Here is a 25,175-nt window from a genome sequence, read left to right as displayed (position 1 = left end):
TTATTCTTTTAAATATTTTTTAATATTTCTTGCAGCTTGGCGTATGCGATTTTCATTTTCGATTAAAGCTATTCTTACATACTCATCTCCAGCTTCACCAAAACCCACTCCAGGACTTAGTGCTACATTAGCTTTTTGCAAAATTTGTTTTGAAAATTCCATACTACCAAGATGAGCCTTTTTTTGAGGGAGCTTAGCCCAAACAAACATACTAGCATTTGGTCTTTTTAAATTCCATCCCGCTTGTCCAAAAGCTTCAATTAAAACATCCAATCTTTTAGCATAAACATTCTTAATTTCTTCAACACAAGCTTGATCTCCATCTAAAGCTATAGTAGCAGCCACTTGTATAGGCGTATACATACCATAATCAAACCATGATTTAATTTTTTTAAGAGCACTAATTAAGCGTTTATTGCCCACTACAAAACCTACACGCCATCCTGCCATATTGTAAGATTTAGATAAAGTATAAGTTTCTACTGCTACATCTTTTGCTCCTTCAACTTCAAAAATGGAAGGAGTTTTATAAGATCCAAAAGTCAAATCTGCATAGGCAATATCAGAAATAATATAAAATCTTTCTTTTTTTGCCAAAGCAACCAATCTTTCATAAAAACTTTTTTCCACAGTTACTGTTGTAGGATTGTGAGGAAAATTTACTACTACATATTTTGGCCTTGGTAAGCTCTCATGCAAAGTCTTTTGTAAATTTTGAAAAAAAACATTTTCATTTAATTCATAATTTTCATTAAATTCAAAATCCATGGTGGCTACATTTCCACCTGCTATAATAAAAGCTTGTGTATGTATAGGATATGCAGGAGTTGGCACTATAGCCACATCACCAGGATTAATCACTGCACGAGCTAAATTTACAAAGCCTTCTTTTGAACCCATAGTAGCGACTACTTCGCTTTCTGGATCTAAATCAATATTGTATTTTCTTTTATACCAATTACAAATTGCAAGTCTTAATTTATATATACCAATAGAAGCAGAATAGCCTGAAGTTTTATCTTTATTAGCACTTTCACAAAGTTTATCTATAATGTGTTGTGGGGTTTTACCATCAGGATTTCCCATAGAAAAATCAATAATATCTTCCCCTGCTCTTCTAGCAGCCATTTTTATCGCATTTACTTCTGCAAAAACATAATTTGGCAGTCTTTCTATGGTATTAAAATGAATTTCTTCAAACATTACTCACCCCTTATCTTCGTAGGTAAATTTTTAACCCTCTTTTTATATTATCCAAACTAAACATATCTCCTATGATGGCATATTTTGCACCAAGCGGAACATTGATAGTGATATCGTTTTGTTTTTGAGTATTTTCTACACCTTGGATAAAATTTAAATTTTTATCCAAAAAGCGTATTTTGCAAAACCAAGAATCAAGATTATGCGCACTTAACTCCATTGCTTTAGCATCTTGTAAATCTACGATATATTCTACCAAAGGTTTTTTTAATTGCACGAAGGTATTAAGTGGTACTTGAGTATTAATCTTTGCTTTTGCCTTGGAAAAATCAAGCTCATATTCATAATTTAACTCTGAAATTTTAGAAATATCTTTAATAAATACAGAATTTGCCAATAAAGCCTTATAAAAAATTCCAGGATCCAACATATATTGAGAATCAACTGCTAGTTTATAAGTAATGTAATTTTCTCTTAATGTAAATTCTATGGGTATAAAATATACATAGCCTAATTCATTTAAGGTATCATTAATAATTTTAAAAAAAATTACCGCATCAGCTTGAGCTTTAAAGGAAAATATTAAATTTTTTGGCTCATTGAAAATAAAATTTGCCAAAGAATTGGTTTTTAAAATTTGAGAAATAGTGTAAATATCTATATTTCCATACTTATCTCTATAATCATTTTTTCCAAATAATAACTGCAATTTTGAATTTTTTGTATTATCATTAACTATATGTCTAGCAACATCTAAGGCGCTTAAAGCAAACACATTAATACTAAAAAAAACTATACAAAAAAAAATTTTTACCATAGTTTTCCTCTATTTTCTTTGATAAATTCAGTTTTGTTTATTTGTTTGATTTTGCCATCTTTTATCATTAAAAATTTACTTACACCGCTTTTAAATTCTAAAATGTTATTATACTCATCATTGAGACTAAAAGCTGCATGACCTGTGGTAATTAGCATATCTTTTTCTAAAGAAATTACATATTCATTTTTAATAGTTTTAGAGCTTTTCTGAAATGTTTTTAAATCTACCATTCCAAGCCATAATTCAGCATTTGGTTTAATGGTGCTTTCATTAACCACCATCTTAGCTTTTTTTGGCACATTTTCTTCGATAATTAAATTCTCATTTACGCTTGCATTTTCATCTTGAACACTTACATTAACATCTAAAATTTCTTTTATACTTTCATTATCATCTGTAGAATTTTCTTCTATAAAGCCTTTTTCATTAAACAAAATAGTAGCATTAGTATCATTTCCTTCAATGATAATTTGTTCTTGATTTAAAACATTGGTTGTATTCTCATCTGCTACATCTTGGAGTAATTTTGAAATAGCCAAAGCACTAAGAATAATCAAAGCAACCACAATAATAGCAATAAAAAACCAAAAATATGATTTTTCTTTAGTGTAAGAACTCATTCTTGGGCACACATGAGCACTATTTTTTTTCTCCACACCATTTTCAGCAAGATAAGCATCATACTCTTCTAAAAAACTTGTAAAATCAAGCTCATATTCTCTTTGTAAAATTTTTATAAAACCATTAATATTAAAACGCGATAAAGATTTAAAATCTTTTTTTATAATCAACTCAAGACAAGCAATTTCTATCTGTGTTCGTTTTTGAACTTCAAATAAATTTAAATCTTCTAATTTTTTCCAATTATCCATTTATCATCCTATCGCAAAGTATCGCAAATGCTGCGCTGACATTCAAACTATCAAAATTATTGTGCATCTTTATCCCTACACATTCATCGCATTTTTTTAAAATTTTATTAGGTATGCCAAAACCTTCACTACCCATGATTAAAATTTTCTTTTTTTGTGGAGTTATTTGGTGTATATTTTTACCCCCACTTGCACTAGCATAAATGCAAAATTGCTTTTGTTTAAATTCATTAAGCATGGTTAAAATATCATCATTTAAAGCTATTTTCATATCTAAAGCTGCGCCACTACTAGTTCTAATAACTCCATCCATGGCTACACTTTTAGCTGCTAAAATTACCCCATCAACTCCTAAAGCATAGGCGCTTCTTATGATAGCTCCAATATTTCCAACATCACTTATATTATATAAAATAATAACGAAATTTTTATCTTTTAGCTCGTTAAAGTCACAAAATTCAAAATCACAAATATCCATTAAAAAACCTTGATGATTACCACCTCTTGCCAAACTTTGAGCTGCTTTAAAATCAAGTTTCTTAATTTTCTTAGAACTTTTAACAATCCTTGAAAATTCAGACTTTTCACACTCTTTTGCTAAATAAATTTCATTAATTTTTTCTCTATGTTTTTCTAAAACATAAAAAAACACTTGTTTACCATAAACTATCATAATTTAATAATAACTAAATTCAACTTAAAAGCAGTTTTTGATAATTTTCTTTTGTAGATTTTGCATTAATTTTTGAAAGCAACTTAGCTTTGGTTTTTAAAGGCAAGTCAAGCTCTAAAATATCATCTTCACAAAGTGTGTTTTGATAGAATTTATCTTTAACGCAATCAACCACCACACACCACTCTCCTCTTAAATCTAATTCTTGGAGCTTTTTAAAAACTTCTAATGCATTAGCTCTAAATTTAGTTTCAAATTTTTTACTTGCTTCTTTTATGACAAAAATTTCCCTTAAAGGATCAATCTTGCTAATTTTTTCTATAAGCTCTAAAATTCTACTAGGTGCCTCATAAACTACGCTTGGATAAGGATTTAACATTAAATTTTCTATGTCTTTTTTTCTTTGAGAACCATTGTTTGATAAAAATCCCATGAAAATAAACTCTTTATAACAAAGAGCACTTGAAACCACAGCAAGCAAAGCTGCATTAGAGCCCGATAAAACTTCATAAATTATATCATTTTTAATAGCATAGTCGATTAAAATTTGTCCTGGGTCACTAATACCTGGCATACCCGCATCGCTCATATAAGCTATGTCTTGATTAAAAAAATTTTCATCAATAGAGCTTAAAAACTGCTTTTGATTATGAGTATGAAAAGATAAATAATTTTGGGGCTGGATATTAAGATTATATTTTTTATTTAACAAAGTGATTAAAGATTTGCAAACTCTCGTATCTTCGCATAAAAAGAGTTTGCATTTTTGTAAAATTTCTAAAGAATGAAATGAAATATCGTTTAAATTTCCTATAGGAGTAGGAACAAAATAAAGCATTACTGCATTGCGTATTTTTTCTTAAATTTCTCTACACGACCCGCAGCATCGACAATTTTTTCACTACCTGTGAAAAATGGATGGCAATTTGAACAAATATCAACTTTAATTTCTGACTTATTAGATTTAGTAGTAAAAGAATTTCCACAAGCACAGCTAACTTTACATTCTACATATTCTGGATGAATTTCTTTTTTCATTTTCTATCCTTTTTTTAAACATTAAGGCGTAATTATATAAATTTTTATATAAAAAAAAACTAAATTTAAGCAATATTTTAAATTGCAAATTTTGAAGCTAAAGCTATAATGGCAGTCTGTGCTTTTAAAATAAAAGGATGATCCATTTTAGCTTTTACCTTGCATGTTAATCTTTCTTCTAAGGAAAACCCACCTTCAGGGCCAACCAAAAAAACATAATCTAAAGGATTAAAGTCACTCAATTTTTTCCCTTCAAAATCAATCAAAACTATGTTTTGATATTTTGTCTTAAATTCTTCAAAATTTTTAAAAATTTCAATCTTTAACAAAGAATTTCTACCGCACTGCTGAGATGATTCTATAAGGATTTTTTCCATTCTTTGTGTATCTAGTTTAAAATTTTTTTGAGAATATTGCATATAAACTAAAGAAAGTTTTTCAACTCCTAATTCATTTAAAAAAGGTAAATTTTTTTCTATAATCTTTGGGTCAATCACTGCTAAAGCAAGATGGATGTTTGAGATTTTTTGCGGTTTTTCTTCATTTTTAGCTTTTAATTTAAAAAGAAAAAATTTCTTTTCTATTTGTATGCATTCATAAATATAAGCAAAATTATCTTTTAAATTTTTAAAAATCAACTCATCATTTATTTTCAAGCGTCTTGCTCTTAAATGCAACAAAGCTTGGTTTTCTAATTTTAAATTTTCATCACCGCTTTGAGTATGATATAAAAATTGCATTTATAGATAAAACCTTTGAAGCAAATAAGGAGTAAAAAGTAAAAAAATATCCAAACACAATATAAAAAAACTCAAAAATCTAAATTTTGCATAACGCTTATATAACCTTGCTTTTTTAAATAAAACAAATTGATAAATTGCTAAGGCAAAAATTAAATCCCACGCAAGCCACATCGATACAATATATAAATTAATTTCAAAATGTTTTAAAGCCCACAATAAGCCACCTGTAAATAAGGTTATAGCTAAAAATAAATAATAAATTGGCAAGAACAAACGAATTCTTCTAATAAAAATAAATTCTTGTGAAAAAGAACTTTGTGTTAAATACAAATAAAATAGCATCAAAAATCCATTGGTATATAAACTATAAATATGGATGGCTAAAAAAAATTCATAATTTTGATCCATTATTGTCCTTGAGTTGTATTTTCATCTTTAACCTCATCATCAACAGGCAAAGGAAGAGTCTCATCGTTAATTTGTACATTAGAATCACTTTGTTCAATTTGCACATTTTCTGTTTGAATTTCTTTAGCATTGTTTTTTTTATCTTCACTAGAACATGCATAAAAGAATAAAAGTACAAAACATAACAAAATTTTTTTCATCAAACCTCCTTTTGATTGATAAAGATAAAATTTTCATCTTTAAGTTGATTATAAAAATCTTTGTTTTTCCATTCTTCTTGGATGGCTTTTGAAAATTCAATATCTTGCAAATTTATCTTAGGCAAAAATTCGCTATAAGCATCTTCTTTAAATCCTTGTGCATAGCCTGTTCTAGTTTCATGGACTATAATACTTTGCAAATTTACACCTTGTTCACCATTTATCATTTTAGTTTTTTTAAGTAAAGTATCAATAAGCACAAAAAAAACTCTTACAAAATTTTCAGCACTCACATTTACAGGTAACATTACCCAGCGTCTTGAGTGTTTTTTCATATCATTTAAATATTGCTCATCATCATCTTTATACAAAGTAATAGCATGATCAAAACTATCGATAATTTGCTTAATTTCATCTTTTAATAAACCAAAATCATAAACCATTCCTGCATTATCTAAATACTTGCTTTCTAATAAAATTTCAACCTTATAAGAATGGCCATGTATGCTTGTTTTACATCGTTTGGAACTACAAAATCTAACTATATGAGCATTTTCAAATTCAAATAATTTTCTAATTATCATACGCCTTCTTTGTCTCCCCAAAGTCTAATATGCAATCTATCGGAGTAATTATATCCATTTTTTAAACAAAATTCAGCAACACTTAAGGCATTTTTAGAAATTTCTTCTTGCGTATTTCCCATTGGCATACAAAAAACTTCATTTTCACATAATTGTAAAATTTCTTTTATCTCCATCAAAGCTTTGTTTTCTAATATAATATTTTCATCTAAAACAAATTTGTAAAAACTATCTTTAGCATATTGTTTGAAATTTTGTAATGCTTTTTGATTGATCCTTTTTTCTTTTATCATACCACTATTGCTTAATTTTACACCTAGAGCAAAATGACAATCTTTATACATGCTATATTTTGTAAAATCAAGCTCTATGCTAGCATTGGTTTCAAAATGTACGCAAAAATTATTTTCTAAAAGCAAACAAATAAATTTAACAAATTCTTCATTTTTATAATGGATTAAAGGTTCTCCACCAGTAATTACCACAATAGGATTAAAATCTTTTTTTAAAAAATTAATTTTTTCAAATAAATTTTTAGCATTATATTTTTCATAAGTAGATGCAAATTCTTTAACAAACACTGCTTTAATAGTATCACAACCTACAAAAATTTTATCACCTTTGCATTTACTAACACCAAAACCAACACAATTAAAATTACACCCTGCAAATCTAACAAAAATGGCTAAATTTCCGCTATATTTTCCTTCACCTTGGATGCTTAAAAAAGTCTCAACAATTTCCATTATCCACCTGTTTGGTAAAATGCCCTAGTTGAACTTTTATTGTCTTCATTACTCCATCTGTTTTTTTCTGATTTGTTTTTTATAACCGTTCTTAATACCTCACAAGCTGCTTTTATATCATTATTTCTAATAGCTTTTTTTATACTCAAAGCCTCATCATAATACAAACAAGGTATCAAAAGACCTTCAGCTGAAAGTCTAATACGATTACAAGTATCGCAAAAATCATGACTATGTGGATCAATTACTCCAAATCGATAACCATCACTAAGCTCATATAATGAAGCAGGTGCATTAGGAATTTTCTCACATGATTTAAATGTATATTTTTGTGCTATGATGTTTAAAATTTCTTCTGATTTTAGCCCTTTTAAATCCCCATAAGCATGATGATTTTCCATAAATTCTATAAAACGAATTTGGCACTTGCGATCTTTTGCAAATTCTAAAAGATCAATAAATTCTTTATCATTGATATCTTTTAAAGCTACGGTGTTAAATTTAACCTTAAAATCCAAATTTAAAGCTTCGTCTATACCATTTAAAACATCTTTTAGTATATTTTTTTGTGCTAGTTTAAAAGCAACTTCTTCTTTTAAAGTATCTAATGATATATTAATTCTTTTTAGGCCAGCTTGTTTTAAGTCTTTTGCTTGTTGTTTTAGCAAAGAAGCATTGGTAGTAAGTGCTAGATCGATATCTTGTTTATATTGGCTAATCATAGCTATAAATTTATACAAATCTTTTCTAACCAATGGCTCACCACCAGTAATTCTAATTTTATTAACACCTTCATCAATGCAAACTTTAACAAACATAAAAAGCTCTTCAAAAGAAAGTAAATTTTCTTTTGCATTCCATTCAAATGGAGTCTTAGGCATACAATATAAGCAACGAAAATTGCATCTTTGAGTTACAGAAATTCTTAAATAATCAATCACTCTACCATAGCTATCAATCAACATAAAAAAATCCTATATAAGCTTGTTAAATTTCAATATGAGCTCCACTCTACCTGTGCCTATACGCAAATCTTTTGCAATTTGTTCTATAGATTTTTTTTGCTCAAACATTTTTATGACCTTTTGTTCTTCATTATCATAACTTGGACTTAATTTAGTAATGCTTTGGGTTTTTTGTTCTAAATTTAAAAGTCTATTTTTTTGCTCACTTTGAAATTCTTCTATAACCTCTTCTACCTCTTTTAAAGCACTAAGTATTGGAAATATATTTTGTTGAATTTTATTTTCTAAAATTTGTACAAGTTCTTCTTTAAGTTCTTCTTTGATTGATTCTATGTCTAGTTCTTCTTTTTCTACATCTAAAATATCTTCTTGACTATCTTTTTTTAAATAATGATATTGCCTATTTAAATCTTCTATAATTCTTCCCAATTCATTAAATTTAGCTGCATTTTCTTTTTCGCGTATTATCATATAAACAAATAAAGCAAATATCAAAATTGCAATAACCAACCATAATAAGATATCTGTATTCACTCGCTTTTCTCCTTTAAAATTTTTATCATTGCTCTTTGCATATCTGCAACAAAATTATTATAAATATTTTCATCTTCATTTTTCATTTGGGTTATTTTTGCTTCATTTTGGTTTAAAGTTTTAAAGAAAAAACATATTTTTTGACCATTAAGCTCTATTCTTCCATAATACTCCTGATTATTTTTTAAACACTCATTTTTAAATTTCAAATGGGAAAAATTTACCCCTTCTAGCTCTTCTTGATTATTTAAATTTACATATAATTTTGTTTGATTTATGGCATTTTTCAATAAAAAAAATTCTTGTTTTAAATCTAGCAATAAGTCAAAAATCAACTGCTCGCCTTCGCTTAACTCAATCCTTGATGCAAGCTTTTTCCATTTGTTTAAATTTACAAAATTATTGCTTGTTAAATATTCTTGTAAAAATTCATCATATCGCATTGAAACTTCTTCAAATTCAATATTTAAAGAACTTTTAAAAAAAATTATTTCCATACAAGGTCAACCCAAATAAAAATAAAAAATACTATACTCAAATAGCCATTAAGAGTAAAAAATGCTTTATCAATTTTTGCAAAATTTTTCCTAACAATTTTGTGCTCAAAAAATAAAATCAAAGCACTAATTATCACTCCTAAAAATGCTATATTGCCAGTTGGAGCTACCCAAACAAACAAAAGCCAAAAAAGCACAGCTAAAACATGACAAAAAGCCGAAATAAACAAAGTCGCTTCAAGACCAAATTTAGCAGGTATAGAATATAGTCCAACTTTTTTATCATACTCCATATCTTGCAAAGCATAAAGCAAATCAAAACCAGCAGTCCAAAATGTAACACCTAAACACAAAATCACACTATATATTTCAATTTTTCCAAGTACAACTATACTTCCTGCAATAGGAGCAAGGCCTAAACAAAAACCAAGCACTAAATGCGCTAAAGAAGAAAACCTTTTAAACGCTGAATAAATTGCAAGTATGAACAATACCGGCAAAGATAAAGCAAAAGCTAGTTTATTTATAAAATAAGCAGATAAGACAAAAATAATTGCATTGCAAATAATAAAAATCAAAATATTACTTTTCCCTATACGACCATCAACACTTGGGCGATCTGCACAACGAGGATTGTCTCTATCGATATCTTCATCCATCAAACGATTTACAGCCATTGCAAAATTTCTAGCACTAATAGCGCAAATAACACCTAAAAATAAAGCCTTAAATCCAAACCAAGTGCTGTTATTTAAAATTACTGAAGCAACTATCATAGAAACAAATAAAAATGGTAAAGCAAAAATAGAATGTTTAAAAACAATTAATTCTAAAATATCTTTTAATTTGTCTTTAAATAAATTCATTTTTCACTCTTTAAATATATTTTTGTTATGATTTTACTAAAATAATTTTAAATTTAGGATATTTTTACGATGTTTTTTGAATTTGCACTTATTGGGACTACAGCAAGTGGCAAAACCGATCTTGCAAACAAGTTAGCTTATGAATTTAATGCAAGTATTTTAAGTCTTGATAGTCTTTGTGTATATAAACAAATCAACATAGCATCTGCTAAAACCGATCAAAAAACCCTTAAAGAGCTTGATTATTTTGGTGTAAATTTAATCAATATCGATGAACATTTTAATATAGCATTGTTTTTTCAAGAATATAAAAAGGCTAAAAAATTTGCGCAAGAAAACAACAAAGCTTTAATCATAACAGGCGGAACTAGCTTTTATTTAAAAGCTTTAATGGATGGCCTTAGTGATCATTTTGAAGAAAGCAAAAGCTTGCTTAGCAATGATGAAATTTACACTTTAATGAAAAAAATCGACACCAATGCTAGAATAGAAAAAAACGACACCTATCGTTTAAAAAAATGGCTTGGTATTTATGAGCAAAGTAAAAAAATTCCGAGCGAAGTTTTAAAAGAAAACAAGCAAGAAGCTTTGATAAAAAATTTAGATATCTTTGAAATCACTTGGGATAAACAAATTTTAGAACAACGCATCATTAAACGCACCAAAAATATGCTCAAAGAAGGCTTACTAGATGAAGCAAAAAATCTTTTTGAAAATTTTGATAATAATCTTAAAGCTTTAAATTGCATAGGATTAAAAGAATGCAAAAGTTTTTTTGAACATAAAATATCTTTAGATAAATTAGAAGAACTCATCATCATACACACAAGACAACTTGCCAAACGACAAAGAACTTTTAATAAAAAATTTAACAAAACTCAACTAAGCTACGATGCAGCATACAATGAGTTAAGAAAAAAATTTATAAATTAAGGTTGAGAATTTAAAATATCTATTTTTTCCTTGCATAAATTTTGCCAATCACTTGTTACATTAATATCTAAACATTTTCGTAAGCTTTGTTTTTGATTTTGGGTTTGGTTTAAATCTTCATAAATACTACTTTGCAAATAAAATGCTCTAGCTCTTTCATCTGCTTTTAAAGGATTAGCCAACAAATCTTTAAACAAACTCAAAGCTTTTTGATCTTGATTGCTTTGTTGCAAAGCTTTAATATACATAAATTCTAAATCTGGAGAAAAAAGATTCACACCTTTTAAGTTTTGATAATCAATAGCTTTTGGTGCATAGGTTAGAATATTGGTAATAAAATTATTTTTCTCACAAAATAATAAAAATTCATAATAAAGCTCTACCATACGATAATTCATATCAAAACGCTCTAATTTTTGCAAAGTTTCAACCATAGCATTGTATTTTTCCAATTTCAATTGAGCAAAAAATTTAAGATAATTAGCTTCAAATTTTTCCTCATCACTAATAATAGTGCGAGTGGATAAAACATCATCAATAGTTTTAATAACCTGTTGATATTGTTTATCTTTTAAAGCTAGATCAGCCCATTGAAGCTTATAATAAATTTCATCATCTTTTTCATTTTCAAGTATATATTTTTTAGCTTCTTCTATACGCAAAGTCCGTTTAAAGCAGGCTAACATTTGTTTTTTATTGTAAATTTTGTTACCTATATTATATTCCTTGAAAGCATCATAAATTTTAATTGCCTCTAAGCATTCATCTTTTTTAAGCTCTTGAGTTAAAATTTCAATAGCTGATTTTTCTAAAATATCCTTAATTTCTTTATTAGAATACTTTTCTATTTCATTTTTATAGGAAATTATCTTTTCATAATTTTTCTCTTTATAATATAATTTTACATCATCAAAAAGAGCCTTGCTTGAAATTTCTCCTGCATATTTAGCCATAATTTCTTCATATTTTTGATGCAAATAAGTAGAATTGTTATCTTTTAAATATAAAAAATTTCTATCTTGAGCTTGTTTTACAAGAGCTAGATATTCTCCTAGTGGAAATTCCTCTATATATAAATCTAAGTATTGTTGAGCTTGATTGTATTTTTTAGTATTAAGCAATGAAAAAGCTAATTCTTTTAAAACTCTTTCATAATCTTTATCAACTTTAGTCAAATTTTTAAAAATATATTCGTATATTTTTGAGCTTACATCATAGGCTTTATTATTATCCAAAGCTTTTGCTAAAATTAAAGAATTTGCTAAATCGCTCACGAAAAATTTTGGATTTGAATCTAAAATTTTATCACTTAACTCTTTAGCTTGTTGGATATTTTTTTGCTCTAAATAATTTCTAGCTAAAAATAATGCTGCCCTACTTGCCAAATTTTGGTTTTGAGTGGAATAATAAACATTTTCATAAATTTCAACTGCCTTATCTTTTTTTCCAAGATTATACAAATAATCTGCATAATCTAGCATAGCCATAACAGTATAAGGATCATTTTTATGTTCTGTACTTAAAAGATTTACAATATATTCTACATTAGATCTTTGTGATAAACCTATGTAAATTCTCATCATAATATACATAACTTCTGTGAAATCTTTATCATTTACATAAGTTCTAGTCCATCTCTTAGCCTCTTCAAGCATTTCTCCTAAAATTTGTTGGTCTTTATCTAAAGTATAAGTATAAAGTTGATTTTGCGCTCTTAATTTATAAAGCTCAAATTCGCTCATAAAAATACTACCTTGGTATCTTTTAATGGCATTATTAGCATCTCTTAAAACTTGATCATATTTTTTAGCTTCATATTCTTTTTTGATGCTAAAATAAGCATTAAAATCCGCACTTTTAGAACTCTCCAAGGGTCTAGAATTTAAATCCAAAGCACCAATATATGGCATTAAACCATCATTAAAATAAGGATTAAAATCCAAACCATCTTCTACTTGCTCTCGCTTGATGTCTTTGGTAAATATAAATACAAAATGATTTGATGCATTTGGATTTGGCTTAAGAATTTCTTCTGAGTCAAACAGCTCTTGAGAATAACTATACATTTTTACCGGAACTTTTGGTTCTATAAAAATATTTACATAAGTTTGTTCTTTTTTAAATTTAATCACAAAATCATCAAATTCTTTATCTTGAAAATGCATACTACTTATACCTAAAATTTTACACTCAAAGTAATTATTCTGTGATTGAGAAGTATCTTTGCAAATAAAATCTTTACTATCTTTTAAATGTAATATACTAAAAGGGACGCTCGCGTCTTCTCCTTTATTGACAAATATTTCAAATGAAAATACATAGCTTATATTTAGCAAAAATAAAAATAATATTCTTATCATAAATGTGATTATAGCAATATTACTTTACAAAAGCAAAAACACGCTACCGAAGCTTCCAGCAAGACAAATACCTAAGATTATTTTTTGTTCTATAGCTAATTGTTCATATGTGATATTGTCTGATTTTTTAAAAAATACATAAATTAAAATTTTCAAATATGGATAAATCATAATCATTGAACTAAGCGCGATGATGAATACCATTACATAATAACCTGAATTTAAAATCGAAGCTAAAATCAATAATTTACCCCAAAAAATTCCAAATGGAGGAATGCCAGCTATTGATAAAACAAACAAAGCCAATACAACTGCCAAAACAGGATTTTTATCAAATAATCCAGCAAAACTTTCATACGAGCTTTTCTTAAATAAGCTTAATATTACAAATAAACCGTAATTAGCAAAAGCAAAAGCAATCCAATATAAAAATAAAGCCAAAACAGCTATCAAATAAACAATACCACCTTCTTGAGAATTTAAATTTATACCAGATACTATAATAGCTAATACAAAAGAAGAATGAGTTATAGAACTATATGCTAGCATTTTTTTAACATCATTTTGCACTAAAGCCACTATACTAGCACTAAACATAGAAAACATAGCCAAAAATGCAACAATATATTCAAATTTTACACCCCCGCCTAAGGCTGAAAAAATTCTCAAAACCACTACAACCATTGCTATTTTTGGCACAACAGAAATAAAAGCTACAAAATTAGTATGAGCTCCGTAATAAACATCTTTCAACCAAAAATGAAAAGGAGCTATGGAAAGTTTAATCCCAACTATAACTAAAAACATCACACCAGCACTTAATAACACAGGATCTGAAATATATTCTGAATTCAATAAATCAATCAAATCCAAAGAGCAAATTTTTAAATATACAAAAGCACAAGCAAATGCAAAAAATCCAGCTCCAACAGCAGCAATAGTAAAGTATTTAATACTTGCACTAATTGCATTATGTGTTCCTCTTAGGGCAATTAGTGTATAAAGAGCTAAAGAAGAGCCTTCCAAAGCTAGGAAAATGACTATCAAGTTAGTGCTTGATATCATTAAAATAAAACTTCCTATCATAAACAAAAACAAAGAAAAAAATTCAGCTCTTTTGTCTTCTTTATCCATAATCAAATAAAAAATAGAAAAAATTATAATAATAAGTTGTGCAAAAATAGAATAATTATCACTAATAAACAAACCAAAAAAAGCACTTGCATTATCTAATCTAAACCCGTTAAAAACACACAAAAGGCAAAAACTACCCAAAAGCGCCATAACACTAACGCTCGTATAAAAACTTTTAGAAAAATTTTTAAAAGCACTTAATAATAACAAAACAATAGCCCAAAAAAATAAAGATAACATAGGCCATAACAATACAAAATTTAAGTTTTCTAAATTAAACCCACCCATTATAAACCTCTTATACTATCTATAATTTTTTGATTTTCTAAAACAACATTTTTAATTTGTATTATCTCAAGAATATCGTTTGCACTAGTTGAAATTTGATCAAGTATATAACTTGGTGCTATACCAAAATAAACTACCAAAGCACTCAAAATACTTAAAACAAAAATTTCACCACTTTTCAGTTTAAATTCTATCTTATCTTCTTGGATTGATGTGGCAAAAAACATATTTCTGTAAAGATTTAACATATAAATAGCCCCAAGTATTATCACTATACCAGCTAATAATGCATACCATAAATTCACACTTGCTATACCTTGTAAAATTAAAAATTCCCCAACAAAAGATATAGTCAAAGGTAAAGATATCGATGAAAGCATTAAAATACCAAAAAATACACTATATAAAGGTGCTTTTTTAGCTAAATTTTTATAAAAGCTTATCTCATAAGTATTGTATCTTTGATAAAGCATATAAGCAAGTAAAAATAACCCTCCAGTAACTATACCATGAGCAAACATATAAAACACAGAACCACTTAAGCCATCATTAGTAATACTCACAATCCCCAGCATAACAACACCTAAATGTGATATAGAACTATAAGCAATAAGCTCTTTTAAATCTTTACTTTTAAAAGCTATAAATCCTGCATATAAAATACTAACTATACACAAGATTGCTAAAATAGAATAATAATGATTTAAAGCATCTACTGTTAAAGGTAAAATAAATTGAATCATTCCAAAAGGAGCCATTTTAAAACTCACTAACATCACAGAAACCAAAGTAGGACTTTTAGCATATACAGATGGTGCCCAAGTATGAAATGGAAACAAAGGACTTTTGATCGCAAAAGCTATAAAAAATCCTATAAAAATTAAATTTTGTGCATTTTCAGGTATGAAAAAATCACTTTTATACCATTGTAATAAATCAAAACTCCAATAACCAAAGCTTTTAAAATACAAATATCCCGTATAAATAATAGCTAGCAGCATCAACATGGATCCACAAAATGCATAAACAAAAAATTTAATTCCTGCTTTATAGTTATTAGAATATCTTCCTATGAGATAAATAAGCGGTATTAAAGAAAATTCCCAAAATATATAAAACAAAATTGCATCCAATGAAGCAAAAAGCCCCATCATACAAAATTCTAATAAAAAAATACTTACCACAACACTTTTATCTGGTATATCCAAACACACAAAAGACAAAAATATCATCAAAGAACAAAGCAACATCAAATAAAGCGCAATTGCACCAACACCAATATGATAGCTTGCCATTAAAAAGCTAAATTCAAATTCATAAGCAATACCTTCTTGGTATTTATATAATAAAAATACATTCAAAGCAAGAATACAAAAACTAACCAACACGGCAAAAAATTTGCCTTCTTCTTTTTTTAAAAATAGCGCAACCAAAGCAGCAAAAAATGGAAAAAATATCAATAAATTCAACATATTACACCACCAAAACTAAGCAAAGCAAACAAACAAATGCTAAAATAGATATTCTTAAAACCAAAGATAAATCTCCTTTGACTATAATAGCCTTTCCACAAGCTTGCAAAAACTGCGCTATGGCATCTATACTAGCATTTAATATTTCTTTATCATTTCTTTTTAAAAATTCACAAAATAAAGTATATTTTTGCACTATAAATTGATGATAAAATTTTGGAATAAAATATTCATTTGATATAAGCTTATATAAACTTGTATTAGAAATAGATGGTTTAAACCAATTTCTTTTATAAGCAATGATTGCCAAAAGCATCCCAAGTATTGCTGCACTAAGCGCAAGTTTCATCACTAAAGAATTTTGAGCTTCAATTAAAGTCAAATCTAAACTTACAAATTCCATAAATTTATACTCAAATAATCCTGCTACAATAGCAAGCAAAGCTAGTGGAGTCATCGCAAGTAAGGCTATTTTACTTGCCTCATGAGGATGTTCATCATGTCTTTTTGGGGTAAAAAATACTAACATTAAAAGTCTAAAACTATAAAATGCAGTCATAAAAGCTGCAATCAATAAGACTAAAAAAATTTCATGATGATGACTTATAAAAGAAAACCCTAAAATTAAATCCTTAGAAAAAAACCCTGCAAAAGGATAAATTCCAGCTAAAGCTAAAGATCCTATACTCATTAAAATAGCGCTAAAACGCATATTTTTATAAAGTCCACCCATTTTACTAATATCTAATTTATCATTCATAACATGCATAATATTTCCAGCACCTAAAAACAACAAAGATTTGAAAAATGCATGAGTTGCAAGATGAAAAAGAGCTATAGCATAAGCACCAAGTCCAGCTGCTACAAACATATAGCCAAGCTGAGATAAAGTAGAATACGCAATAATTCTTTTTAAATCTTTGGCTACCATAGCTAAAGATGCAGCAAATAAAGCCACAAAAGCACCTAATATCGCTATAAAATAACCTACATCAGGTACTTGAAGATAAAGATCTCCAGCACGAATTATCAAATAAACTCCAGCCGTCACCATAGTCGCAGCATGGATTAACGCTGAAACTGGGGTTGGTCCTGCCATGGCATCAGCAAGCCAAGTATGGAAAGGAAATTGTGCTGATTTTCCCATAGCTCCTATAAAAAGTAAAATTGCAATCAAAATTAAAATTTTATTATCCTCATAGCTTAACACTAAAAGAGCAAATACATTATCATAAGTTAAAGATCCAAATTTTAAATAGATTAAAAAAATTCCTAAAAGTAAAGCTAAATCTGCTATACGATTCATTATAAATGCTTCATTGGCAGCAAAAGTGTATTTTTGATTTTGATACCAAAAACCTATTAAAAGCCAAGAGCATACACCAACGCCTTCCCAGCCTACAAAAAGTCCTAAAAAATTATCACTCATAACTAAAAACATCATGGAAAACACAAAAAGTCCAAGATAACTAAAATAACGATTAAAACCCTCATCTTTTTCCATGTAAAATATACTATATAAATGCACACAAGTTGAAACAATACCAACTACACACATCATCACTAAGGTAATAGTGTCTATCTTAAATCCAAAATCTACATTAAGCAACGATATCCAAGTGCCTAAAGTAAAATCAAAATGCACATTATTGATAAATAAAATTACAGAAGATATAGCTGAAATCAAAATAAAAACAAAAGCGAGATATCCTAGTAAAATTTTTTTAGGCTTAAAAGCAAAAATTCCCAAAATAATCGCAGAAAGTAAAGGCGAAAAAAGCGCTATTAGAGCTAAATTTTGCATTTTTCATCTCCTTTTTCAGCTAAAGAACTAATTTCTAAAGTTCCAGTTTTTCTATACCACAATACACAAAGAGCTATTCCAACAGCCACTTCACAAGCTGCTACTCCCATTATAAATAAAGCAAAAATTTGCCCATCAATGCTATTGTGTGCAACCCCTGCTGTAACTAAAGCCAAATTGGCCCCATTGAGTAAAATTTCACTAGATACAAAAAGCATGATCAAATTTTGACGCTTTATAATACCAATCAATCCTATAGCAAACATCAAAATAGCAACCACATAGTATTTTTCTAGCATCATTACTTATCCTTTTGTGTATTTTTTTGAGTTAATGCAATAGCACAAATTAAAGCAATAAGCAGCAAAACAGCCATAAATTCAAAAGCAAGCATATATTTAGTAAATAATACAAAACCGATTTCTTGCGTGGAAGTTAAAATTTCAAAAGATGTTTCGTAATCATTAATATCATAACCAAAAATTATACCTATAAGTAAAAAAGCAGTAAAAACCACAGCTAAAATAAAAAATCTTTTATTTTTTAAACTTTCTTTAACCTTAGTAGAAGCATCAAAAAACATCATAGCAAAACTATAAAGCCCCAAAATAGCCCCGCTATAAACAATAATTTGTATTGCTCCAATAAATTCAGCTTCTAATAAAAAATAAAATCCACTTAAAAAAACCATACCTGCAGCTAAAGAACTAATCGCATAAAGCACACTAGTACTTAATACACTCACTAAAAAAAATCCTAACACCAAAACACTCAATATATAAAAGGCTAATGTCTCAAACATTTTCTTCCCTTGTATTTTCTCTTTGTAAATCTACATCATAATAATTTGGAGTTTTTTTAACAAAATCATCAGCATCTTTTCTAAGACTGCCACTACCTTCAAATACTACTTGGTTTTTTAATTCATCAATTGGAGTTAAAAAATCTTGCTTTTGACCAAAATACGATCTTTGCTCTGCTGCGTTTTCATATTCTTTGCCATGAACAATTGCAAGCTCAGGGCATACATCAGCACAAAACCCACAATATATACAACGCCCTAAATTAATACTATAATTTTCTACTTTTTTACGCCCATCTTCACCTAAAGATGTCTCCATTCTTATGCAATTACTAATACAAATTTTTTCACACAATCCACAACCTATACAACATTCACTTTCACTTTCAATAAAACGCATCAAACGATGAACCGCACGATATCTATCATCTAAAGCAACTTTTTCCATAGGATATTTAATCGTTGCACTATTGTTTTTTTTCAACATTTCTCTTAAAACAACATACAAACCCACAAAAAGTTCAGTATTTAAAGAACGCTTGATCACTTGTATGATTTTTTCATAAGCATTCGTAGGATTTTTACGCTCAAAATCTACTTTAAAATAACCTTTTTTCATAATCTTTCCTATATCACAAGCACTAAAGCACTAATTAATAAATTTAAAACTGCCAAAGGTATTAAAATCAAATAACACATTTTCATAACTTGATCAGGACGAAGCTGCGGAAATGCTCCCCTAGCCCAAAAATACCAAAAAAACACAAAAGATACTTTAAGTAGCATCATAATAGCTCCAGGTATAATCCAAAAATCATTAAAACCACCCAAAAATAAAAGCGATATCATAATCGCTCCAGTTATCATGGCTGTATATTCACCTATAAAAAACATACCCCATCTAAGTCCTGAATACTCTGTGCCATAACCTGACACAAGCTCAGTTTCATTTTCACTTAAACAAAGCGGGGTTCTATTAGTCTCTATAAAAATAGCTATAACAAACAACACAAAAGCTAAAGGTTGTTTAAATACAAGCCAAGAAAAAACTCCATCGCTTTGATAATTATTAATATCTATCAAAGACAATGATCCTACAAGCATTACAACACAAACTAAAGAAAGTCCAGCTACACTCTCATAAGAAATGATAGAAACCAACCCTCTAGCACCACCTAACAATGACCATTTATTATGACTTGCTAAACCGCCTAAAAAAATAGCATAAAAACTCATTCCACCCATGCCAATAACAAACAACAATGCTACATTAATATCAGCTATAATAGGGCGAATTACTCTGCCAAATAAAGTAAATTCAGGAAAAATAGGAATAGCTGCTATGGCAACAAAAGCACAAATAGCTGCTATTAAAGGAGCGATTAAAAAAACAATTTTTTGTGCATAAGTTGGCACTATATCTTCTTTTGTAAAAAGTTTTATCATATCAGCAACAACTTGTAATAAACCAAAAGGCCCTACCATATCAGGTCCTAAACGACGATGAAATAAAGCTAAAACCTTTCTTTCAAGATAAGTAGCAACTCCTGCTAAAGTAGCAAAAACTGCTATAACAAGAACACATTTGATGATAGTTTCTATAATAAAAAATGTAATATCATTCATATTTTTGCTCCTGTTTTTTCAAGATCCACTTTAATATAACGCAAACCTTGAAATAAATCTTGAGTATTAAGCTTGCTATCATAATCACCCAAATATGCACCATTTTCTAAATTTTCATCTGTTTTAACACTAAGTGCAAGCTGGGTATGTTTTGATTTTAAAATAATGCTATCATTATCTTTTAAATCAAATTTTTTCATCAAATCAGCTGATAAAAATAAAGCTCCAACCTCATTAAAAGCTCTATTACTAAGTTTTCCAAACTGATGTATGCTATTTGCAAAATAAAGGGTTAAATTTCCATCATTTTCATCTAATTTTTGAGTGTTAAATTCTTTTTTTTCTAATTTTAAATTGGAAAAATCAAGCTCATAGCCACGATGGTTTTTTCCACCATTGTCATAATAATTGTTCAAATCATCAAATTCAATTGCTCTAAAGCCCTTATCTTGTGGTAAAAGCTTGGTATAATTTATGGTAAATTCTTCATTAAATCCTAAAGCATTTGCTAAATCATTTAAAAAATATCCTTTAAATTCCAAAGCTGCATTAGTAGGAACCAATCTTTTATCATAATTCACAAAGCTTCCTTCTTGCTGATTTAAACTAGAGCTTGCTAAATTACAATGTCCATCATAAGAAAAAGTAAAATCACCTTGCTCGTTATAGCCTAAAATTTTTCCTTCTTTATAAGTATCTTGCAAATTACAAATCAAACTCACACCTAAAGTATTAGTACAAGTTGGAATCAAAAATACTTGAAATTCAGTGTGCTTTTGCACCAAAGCACAAAGTCTTGCAAGTTCTGTGCTTTTTGCATCATAATAAAAATCACTACCTATAATAAGAGTAAAATTTTGCTTTTTAGCTAATAAATTTTCTACAATATCTTCATCTAATCCAAGATTTTTAGCATAAATAGATCTTTTAACTTGTATAGTTTTTTGAATTTTTTTAGGAAGTTGTTTTTTTACTTCTTCTATAATTACTTCGCCATTTTCATTTTCGCGTTCTATTTTTTCAATCACTTCTTCATTTATAATTTCTTCTATTTCTTTACTATCTTCATAGTATGCTTTTTCAACAATAGTTTGCAAATCTAGCGGGAGCTCTTTTGCAAATTTTTGCAAGATAAAAAGTAAAATATCTTCATTATTTTTAATATCATGGTTAATTTGCAAAAGGTTTTTAGAGTATTTATCCACACCTTTATCTTTAATAGGATGAAAATATAAAGCCGAGCCTTTATTCATCACTAAAGCATTATTAACCTTATATCCAAGAGTTGGCGCATCATATCTTAAAAAAGATCCTGCGATGATTAAAAAATCACTTTGATTAACATCTTGAGTATTAGCATTATAAATAACATTAGCATTTTGATAAAAAATATTTAGAAAATCTTGAAATTTTTTAGCTTCATCATTGATAAGATTAATTTCAAATTTATCACTAATATTTTGCAAGATCAAAGCTTCTTCATTGGTAATAAAACTATTAAATTTTATATTTTTAATTTCTTGATTTTGTATCATTTTTACTAATTTTTCAAAAGCTTTTACATCTTTAGCTTCTACTTCATTTTGCGTATTAAAACCATATCTTGCAGCTTTATTTAGCGTTGCAAAGGCAAAATCATTACTAACTCTGTAAATTTTTTCTTTTTGATTATTGATACTAGTTTGTTTGATATCATAATACATCAATTCACAATCACTAGAATGTGGATTACTCGCTGGAATTCTTTTTAGCTCCCAAGCATTAGAAGTATATTGAAAAGCTGCACCTATCAAAGCTCCTGTTGGACATACGCTAGTGCATTCTCCGCAAAATGAACAATCAAGCATATTTCCATTACTTGGAGCAATTAAACTTTTTTGAAATTTAGTCCAAATTGCCAAAGCATCTTTGCTCATAGTCTCTTTAAAGCTAGCATCGGGTGTATTTGATCCTCTTGGAGTAGTTTTTAAAGCACTTTCACCGATTTTATCTTTACAAACAGTAATACACCTTTCACACACTATACATAAAGCAGGATCATAATTAATCTCACCCCATTTTTTATGCTCTTTATGAGTATCTTTAATCCAATAATCTTGAGTATTAACCCTTGCTTTGTGTGTAAAGTTTTGGAGCTCACACTCGCCGGATTTATCACATACTCCACATTGCAAAGGATGGTTAATGCAATATGCTTGCATGATAGCATTTCGCTCATCCCATAAATTTGGCAAATCACTCTCTATAACCATACCATCTTTAACTTTAGTGTTGCAAGAATAAACCTTTTTGCCATCAGCTTCTACCATACACATACGACAGGCCAAAGTTGGAGAACAGCCATTTAAATAACAAATTGCAGGAATAAAAATATCATTTTTTCTAGCTACATTTAAAATATACTCACCCTCATTTGCTTCACACTCTATACCATTAATGATGACTTTCATTTTATAACCTTAATCTGAGCTTTTACAAAAGCAAAATCATTGCTTTTGTAATCATATAAAGCCACGGTGCCTTTTAAATTTGGATCAATAAAAACTTTAGTATTAAAAATTTGATCATTGAGTTTTAATTCTATATGATCTTTATCTTTCACTTTAGCAATCAAAGCAAAAGAAGCAGAGCAATGTAAATTTAAATCTTTAAGTGGATTTTTTAAGACAACAATGCCATCAAAATTATCAAGATCTAATAAACCATCAAATTCTTTTTGCACACTTAAAATACTTTCTTCTTCATCTGTACAAACCAAAATAAGATTAAATTTTTCACAAAGCTTGATTAAAAAGTATTTGATATTTTCAAAATCTTTGTGTTGTTTTAAATTTTCATCAAAGATTACACATTTAGCATTTTGCAAAAATTCTAAAACTTCTAAAGCCTCTTCTTCACCAAAACAAGATTCAGCACTTAAATATCCTTCATCCAAATCATCAAAACCACCCATACTCATTTTGCATAACAACGCCAAAACAAAGGATACACTTGCAATTTCGCATTTATAAAAAGTCGCATTTAAATTGTTATCTTGAATGCAAGAAATATTGATATTTTTACTATTATTTAATTTTGTATTTAAATTTGGATTTTTTAAAGAAAGTAAATCTGTAAAACATAATGCATTAAAACCTTCTTGATATTTAGCTAGTTTCATTGTTTTGCCTTTTTTATGACTATAGTCCAATCTACCTGATTAAATTTTAAAGAATTTAAAAGCTCGCAATTTTGCTCTTTAACAAAAGCAAAACTTTTTTCTACACTTGAAAAATCTCCTATTTCAAATAAAACAACCAAAACTTCACCCATATAAGCATCATCTATGATATTTTTTAAATCTTGAAATAAATTTTGACTTTTTCTTAAATCCACTCGTCTCATCGATCTATCTCGCCTAAAACTATGTTTATACTTCCTAAAATCGCCACCGCATCGGCTAAATATGAACCCACAAGCATTTCTTCTAAAAATGCACAATGAAAAAAGCTAGGGGTTCTAGCTCTTAATCTATAAGGCCTGCCACTTCCATCTGAATGGATAAAAAACCCAAGCTCACCTTTTGGACTTTCAGTAGGCACATAAACCTCTCCTTTTGGAGGTTTTAAACCTTGAGTAACCAAAACAAAATGCTGCATTAAGGAATAATTTTGAGTCATAATTTGCTCTTTTGAAGCACTCACATATTCAGGATGTTCGCATAAAATTTGAGGTGGAGTGTCTTTATATAAAAAAGCACATTGAGTTAAAATTTTCAAACTTTCTCTAAATTCTTGCATATAAACTTTATACCTAGCATAAGAATCACCCATCTTAGCAACAGGCACTCCAAAATCCACCTCATCATAAAGCAAATACGGCTCTTCTTTTCTTATATCATAAGCAATCCCACTACCTCTTAGCATCACTCCGCTACAACCCCAACTTAAAGCTTGTTCCTTGCTTACTACACCAATATTTTCAGTACGCATACGCCAAATTCTATTATCATCAAGCAAGGCTTCATAATCTTTTATATCATTTGGAAATTTTTTACAAAATGCTAGTAGCTCATCTAAAAATCCATCTGGCAAATCAAGCATCACTCCGCCTATTCTCATAGAAGAATGTGTAAGTCTTGCACCACAATATTTTTCTATCAAATCAAGCACATATTCACGCTCTCTAAAGCAATATAAAAATACAGTCATAGCACCAATATCAAGTGCATGAGTAGCAAGCCATAATAAATGTGAAGCAATGCGATTTAACTCAAGCAAAATCATCCTTATCACACTTGCTCTGCGTGGAATTTCTAAACCACAAAGTTTTTCAACCGCTGCTACATAAGCATAGTTATTTGCACTTGCTGCTATATAATCCATCCTATCAGTAGTTGGAATAAATTCTTGATAAATCATATTTTCAGCCATTTTTTCCATACCACGATGCATATAGCCTATGCAAGGAGAAGCTTTGATAATTTCTTCTCCATCAAGCTCTAAAATAAGGCGTAGATTTCCATGAGCACTAGGATGTTGAGGGCCAAGATTTACTATCATTACCCCATCTTCTCGCTCAAAGCTTATATTTTCATAATAAGGTTTTAATTTAGTAGAAATTTGCAT

The 25,175-nt window shown here is 28.5% G+C and carries 28 protein-coding genes; 1 reads left to right on the top strand and 27 read right to left on the bottom strand.

Annotated features, from left to right (window positions below; all coding sequences use genetic code 11):
- The 15 genes from FPD38_RS05275 to mqnP form a co-directional block, all read right to left on the bottom strand.
- Positions 1-1,203, bottom strand: coding sequence for an LL-diaminopimelate aminotransferase (locus tag FPD38_RS05275; RefSeq protein ID WP_147555694.1), 1,203 nt, complete (start codon positions 1,201-1,203; stop codon positions 1-3).
- Between the two features lie 10 nt (positions 1,204-1,213).
- Complete coding sequence (locus FPD38_RS05270; protein ID WP_147555693.1) at positions 1,214-2,020, bottom strand: hypothetical protein; 807 nt, start codon at positions 2,018-2,020, stop codon at positions 1,214-1,216.
- Entirely contained in the window at positions 2,014-2,895 is an 882-nt protein-coding gene (locus FPD38_RS05265; protein WP_147555692.1) for a hypothetical protein, read from the bottom strand. The genes FPD38_RS05270 and FPD38_RS05265 overlap by 7 nt, the downstream gene beginning before the upstream one ends.
- Positions 2,888-3,568, bottom strand: a complete 681-nt coding sequence (gene rlmB / locus FPD38_RS05260) for a 23S rRNA (guanosine(2251)-2'-O)-methyltransferase RlmB (protein ID WP_147555691.1) — start codon at positions 3,566-3,568, stop codon at positions 2,888-2,890. Before rlmB ends, FPD38_RS05265 begins: the two co-directional genes overlap by 8 nt.
- Before the next feature lie 19 nt (positions 3,569-3,587).
- Positions 3,588-4,406, bottom strand: coding sequence for a 16S rRNA (cytidine(1402)-2'-O)-methyltransferase (rsmI, locus tag FPD38_RS05255; protein ID WP_147555690.1), 819 nt, complete (start codon positions 4,404-4,406; stop codon positions 3,588-3,590).
- A complete protein-coding gene (gene rpmE, locus FPD38_RS05250) occupies positions 4,406-4,606 on the bottom strand; it encodes a 50S ribosomal protein L31 (RefSeq protein WP_039666086.1) in 201 nt (66 codons plus the stop codon). The genes rsmI and rpmE overlap by 1 nt, the downstream gene beginning before the upstream one ends.
- A gap of 77 nt (positions 4,607-4,683) precedes the next feature.
- Positions 4,684-5,346, bottom strand: coding sequence for a 16S rRNA (uracil(1498)-N(3))-methyltransferase (locus tag FPD38_RS05245; protein WP_147555689.1), 663 nt, complete (start codon positions 5,344-5,346; stop codon positions 4,684-4,686).
- The gene (locus FPD38_RS05240; RefSeq protein WP_147555688.1) at positions 5,347-5,757 is read right to left on the bottom strand and encodes a hypothetical protein; all 411 of its coding nucleotides are present in this window, start codon (positions 5,755-5,757) and stop codon (positions 5,347-5,349) included.
- Positions 5,757-5,957 (bottom strand): cytochrome C, encoded by a 201-nt coding sequence (locus tag FPD38_RS05235; RefSeq protein WP_147555687.1) that lies wholly within the window; start codon positions 5,955-5,957, stop codon positions 5,757-5,759. The genes FPD38_RS05240 and FPD38_RS05235 overlap by 1 nt, the downstream gene beginning before the upstream one ends.
- Positions 5,957-6,541 carry a 6-pyruvoyl trahydropterin synthase family protein gene (locus FPD38_RS05230; protein ID WP_147555686.1) on the bottom strand — a complete coding sequence of 195 codons (585 nt, stop codon included), beginning with the start codon at positions 6,539-6,541 and terminating at the stop codon, positions 5,957-5,959. Before FPD38_RS05230 ends, FPD38_RS05235 begins: the two co-directional genes overlap by 1 nt.
- Positions 6,538-7,287, bottom strand: coding sequence for a 7-carboxy-7-deazaguanine synthase QueE (locus tag FPD38_RS05225; protein WP_147555685.1), 750 nt, complete (start codon positions 7,285-7,287; stop codon positions 6,538-6,540). Before FPD38_RS05225 ends, FPD38_RS05230 begins: the two co-directional genes overlap by 4 nt.
- The gene (moaA, locus tag FPD38_RS05220) at positions 7,287-8,252 is read right to left on the bottom strand and encodes a GTP 3',8-cyclase MoaA (RefSeq protein ID WP_147555684.1); all 966 of its coding nucleotides are present in this window, start codon (positions 8,250-8,252) and stop codon (positions 7,287-7,289) included. Before moaA ends, FPD38_RS05225 begins: the two co-directional genes overlap by 1 nt.
- A gap of 9 nt (positions 8,253-8,261) precedes the next feature.
- Positions 8,262-8,786 (bottom strand): DUF6115 domain-containing protein, encoded by a 525-nt coding sequence (locus tag FPD38_RS05215; RefSeq protein WP_147555683.1) that lies wholly within the window; start codon positions 8,784-8,786, stop codon positions 8,262-8,264.
- A complete protein-coding gene (locus FPD38_RS05210; RefSeq protein WP_147555682.1) occupies positions 8,783-9,283 on the bottom strand; it encodes a hypothetical protein in 501 nt (166 codons plus the stop codon). The genes FPD38_RS05215 and FPD38_RS05210 overlap by 4 nt, the downstream gene beginning before the upstream one ends.
- On the bottom strand, positions 9,274-10,149 hold the full coding sequence (gene mqnP / locus FPD38_RS05205; protein ID WP_133374306.1) for a menaquinone biosynthesis prenyltransferase MqnP: 876 nt from the start codon (positions 10,147-10,149) through the stop codon (positions 9,274-9,276). Before mqnP ends, FPD38_RS05210 begins: the two co-directional genes overlap by 10 nt.
- Before the next feature lie 69 nt (positions 10,150-10,218).
- Between mqnP and miaA the strand changes: the two genes are divergently transcribed.
- Positions 10,219-11,082 (top strand): tRNA (adenosine(37)-N6)-dimethylallyltransferase MiaA, encoded by an 864-nt coding sequence (miaA, locus tag FPD38_RS05200; protein WP_147555681.1) that lies wholly within the window; start codon positions 10,219-10,221, stop codon positions 11,080-11,082.
- Here miaA and FPD38_RS05195 read toward each other — a convergent pair.
- Genes FPD38_RS05195 through nuoD form a run of 12 tightly spaced genes read right to left on the bottom strand, consistent with a single transcriptional unit; the run spans position 11,079 to position 25,175 of the window.
- Entirely contained in the window at positions 11,079-13,442 is a 2,364-nt protein-coding gene (locus FPD38_RS05195; protein WP_147555680.1) for a tetratricopeptide repeat protein, read from the bottom strand. The genes miaA and FPD38_RS05195 overlap by 4 nt on opposite strands.
- 24 nt (positions 13,443-13,466) lie before the next feature.
- The gene (locus FPD38_RS05190; RefSeq protein ID WP_147555679.1) at positions 13,467-14,864 is read right to left on the bottom strand and encodes an NADH-quinone oxidoreductase subunit N; all 1,398 of its coding nucleotides are present in this window, start codon (positions 14,862-14,864) and stop codon (positions 13,467-13,469) included.
- Complete coding sequence (locus tag FPD38_RS05185; protein ID WP_147555678.1) at positions 14,864-16,336, bottom strand: complex I subunit 4 family protein; 1,473 nt, start codon at positions 16,334-16,336, stop codon at positions 14,864-14,866. The genes FPD38_RS05190 and FPD38_RS05185 overlap by 1 nt, the downstream gene beginning before the upstream one ends.
- 1 nt (position 16,337) lies before the next feature.
- Positions 16,338-18,140 (bottom strand): NADH-quinone oxidoreductase subunit L, encoded by a 1,803-nt coding sequence (nuoL, locus tag FPD38_RS05180; RefSeq protein ID WP_147555677.1) that lies wholly within the window; start codon positions 18,138-18,140, stop codon positions 16,338-16,340.
- Entirely contained in the window at positions 18,128-18,439 is a 312-nt protein-coding gene (nuoK, locus tag FPD38_RS05175; RefSeq protein WP_147555780.1) for an NADH-quinone oxidoreductase subunit NuoK, read from the bottom strand. Before nuoK ends, nuoL begins: the two co-directional genes overlap by 13 nt.
- Positions 18,440-18,441: 2 nt before the next feature.
- Entirely contained in the window at positions 18,442-18,942 is a 501-nt protein-coding gene (locus tag FPD38_RS05170) for an NADH-quinone oxidoreductase subunit J (RefSeq protein ID WP_147555676.1), read from the bottom strand.
- Positions 18,935-19,561 carry an NADH-quinone oxidoreductase subunit NuoI gene (gene nuoI, locus FPD38_RS05165; protein WP_147555675.1) on the bottom strand — a complete coding sequence of 209 codons (627 nt, stop codon included), beginning with the start codon at positions 19,559-19,561 and terminating at the stop codon, positions 18,935-18,937. Before nuoI ends, FPD38_RS05170 begins: the two co-directional genes overlap by 8 nt.
- An 8-nt stretch (positions 19,562-19,569) precedes the next feature.
- On the bottom strand, positions 19,570-20,568 hold the full coding sequence (nuoH, locus tag FPD38_RS05160; protein ID WP_147555674.1) for an NADH-quinone oxidoreductase subunit NuoH: 999 nt from the start codon (positions 20,566-20,568) through the stop codon (positions 19,570-19,572).
- Entirely contained in the window at positions 20,565-23,018 is a 2,454-nt protein-coding gene (locus tag FPD38_RS05155) for an NADH-quinone oxidoreductase subunit G (protein WP_147555673.1), read from the bottom strand. Before FPD38_RS05155 ends, nuoH begins: the two co-directional genes overlap by 4 nt.
- On the bottom strand, positions 23,015-23,728 hold the full coding sequence (locus FPD38_RS05150) for a hypothetical protein (protein ID WP_147555672.1): 714 nt from the start codon (positions 23,726-23,728) through the stop codon (positions 23,015-23,017). Before FPD38_RS05150 ends, FPD38_RS05155 begins: the two co-directional genes overlap by 4 nt.
- On the bottom strand, positions 23,725-23,952 hold the full coding sequence (locus FPD38_RS05145; protein WP_147555671.1) for an NADH-ubiquinone oxidoreductase subunit E family protein: 228 nt from the start codon (positions 23,950-23,952) through the stop codon (positions 23,725-23,727). The genes FPD38_RS05150 and FPD38_RS05145 overlap by 4 nt, the downstream gene beginning before the upstream one ends.
- Positions 23,949-25,175: an NADH dehydrogenase (quinone) subunit D gene (nuoD, locus tag FPD38_RS05140; protein WP_147555670.1), complete on the bottom strand. Its 1,227-nt coding sequence runs from the start codon at positions 25,173-25,175 to the stop codon at positions 23,949-23,951. Before nuoD ends, FPD38_RS05145 begins: the two co-directional genes overlap by 4 nt.

The sequence above is a fragment of the Campylobacter volucris genome (genome assembly GCF_008011665.1).
GTDB lineage: Bacteria > Campylobacterota > Campylobacteria > Campylobacterales > Campylobacteraceae > Campylobacter_D > Campylobacter_D volucris_A.
The sequence above is the reverse complement of the archived record's forward strand: the minus strand, read 5'-3'. Positions and strand labels throughout refer to the sequence as shown.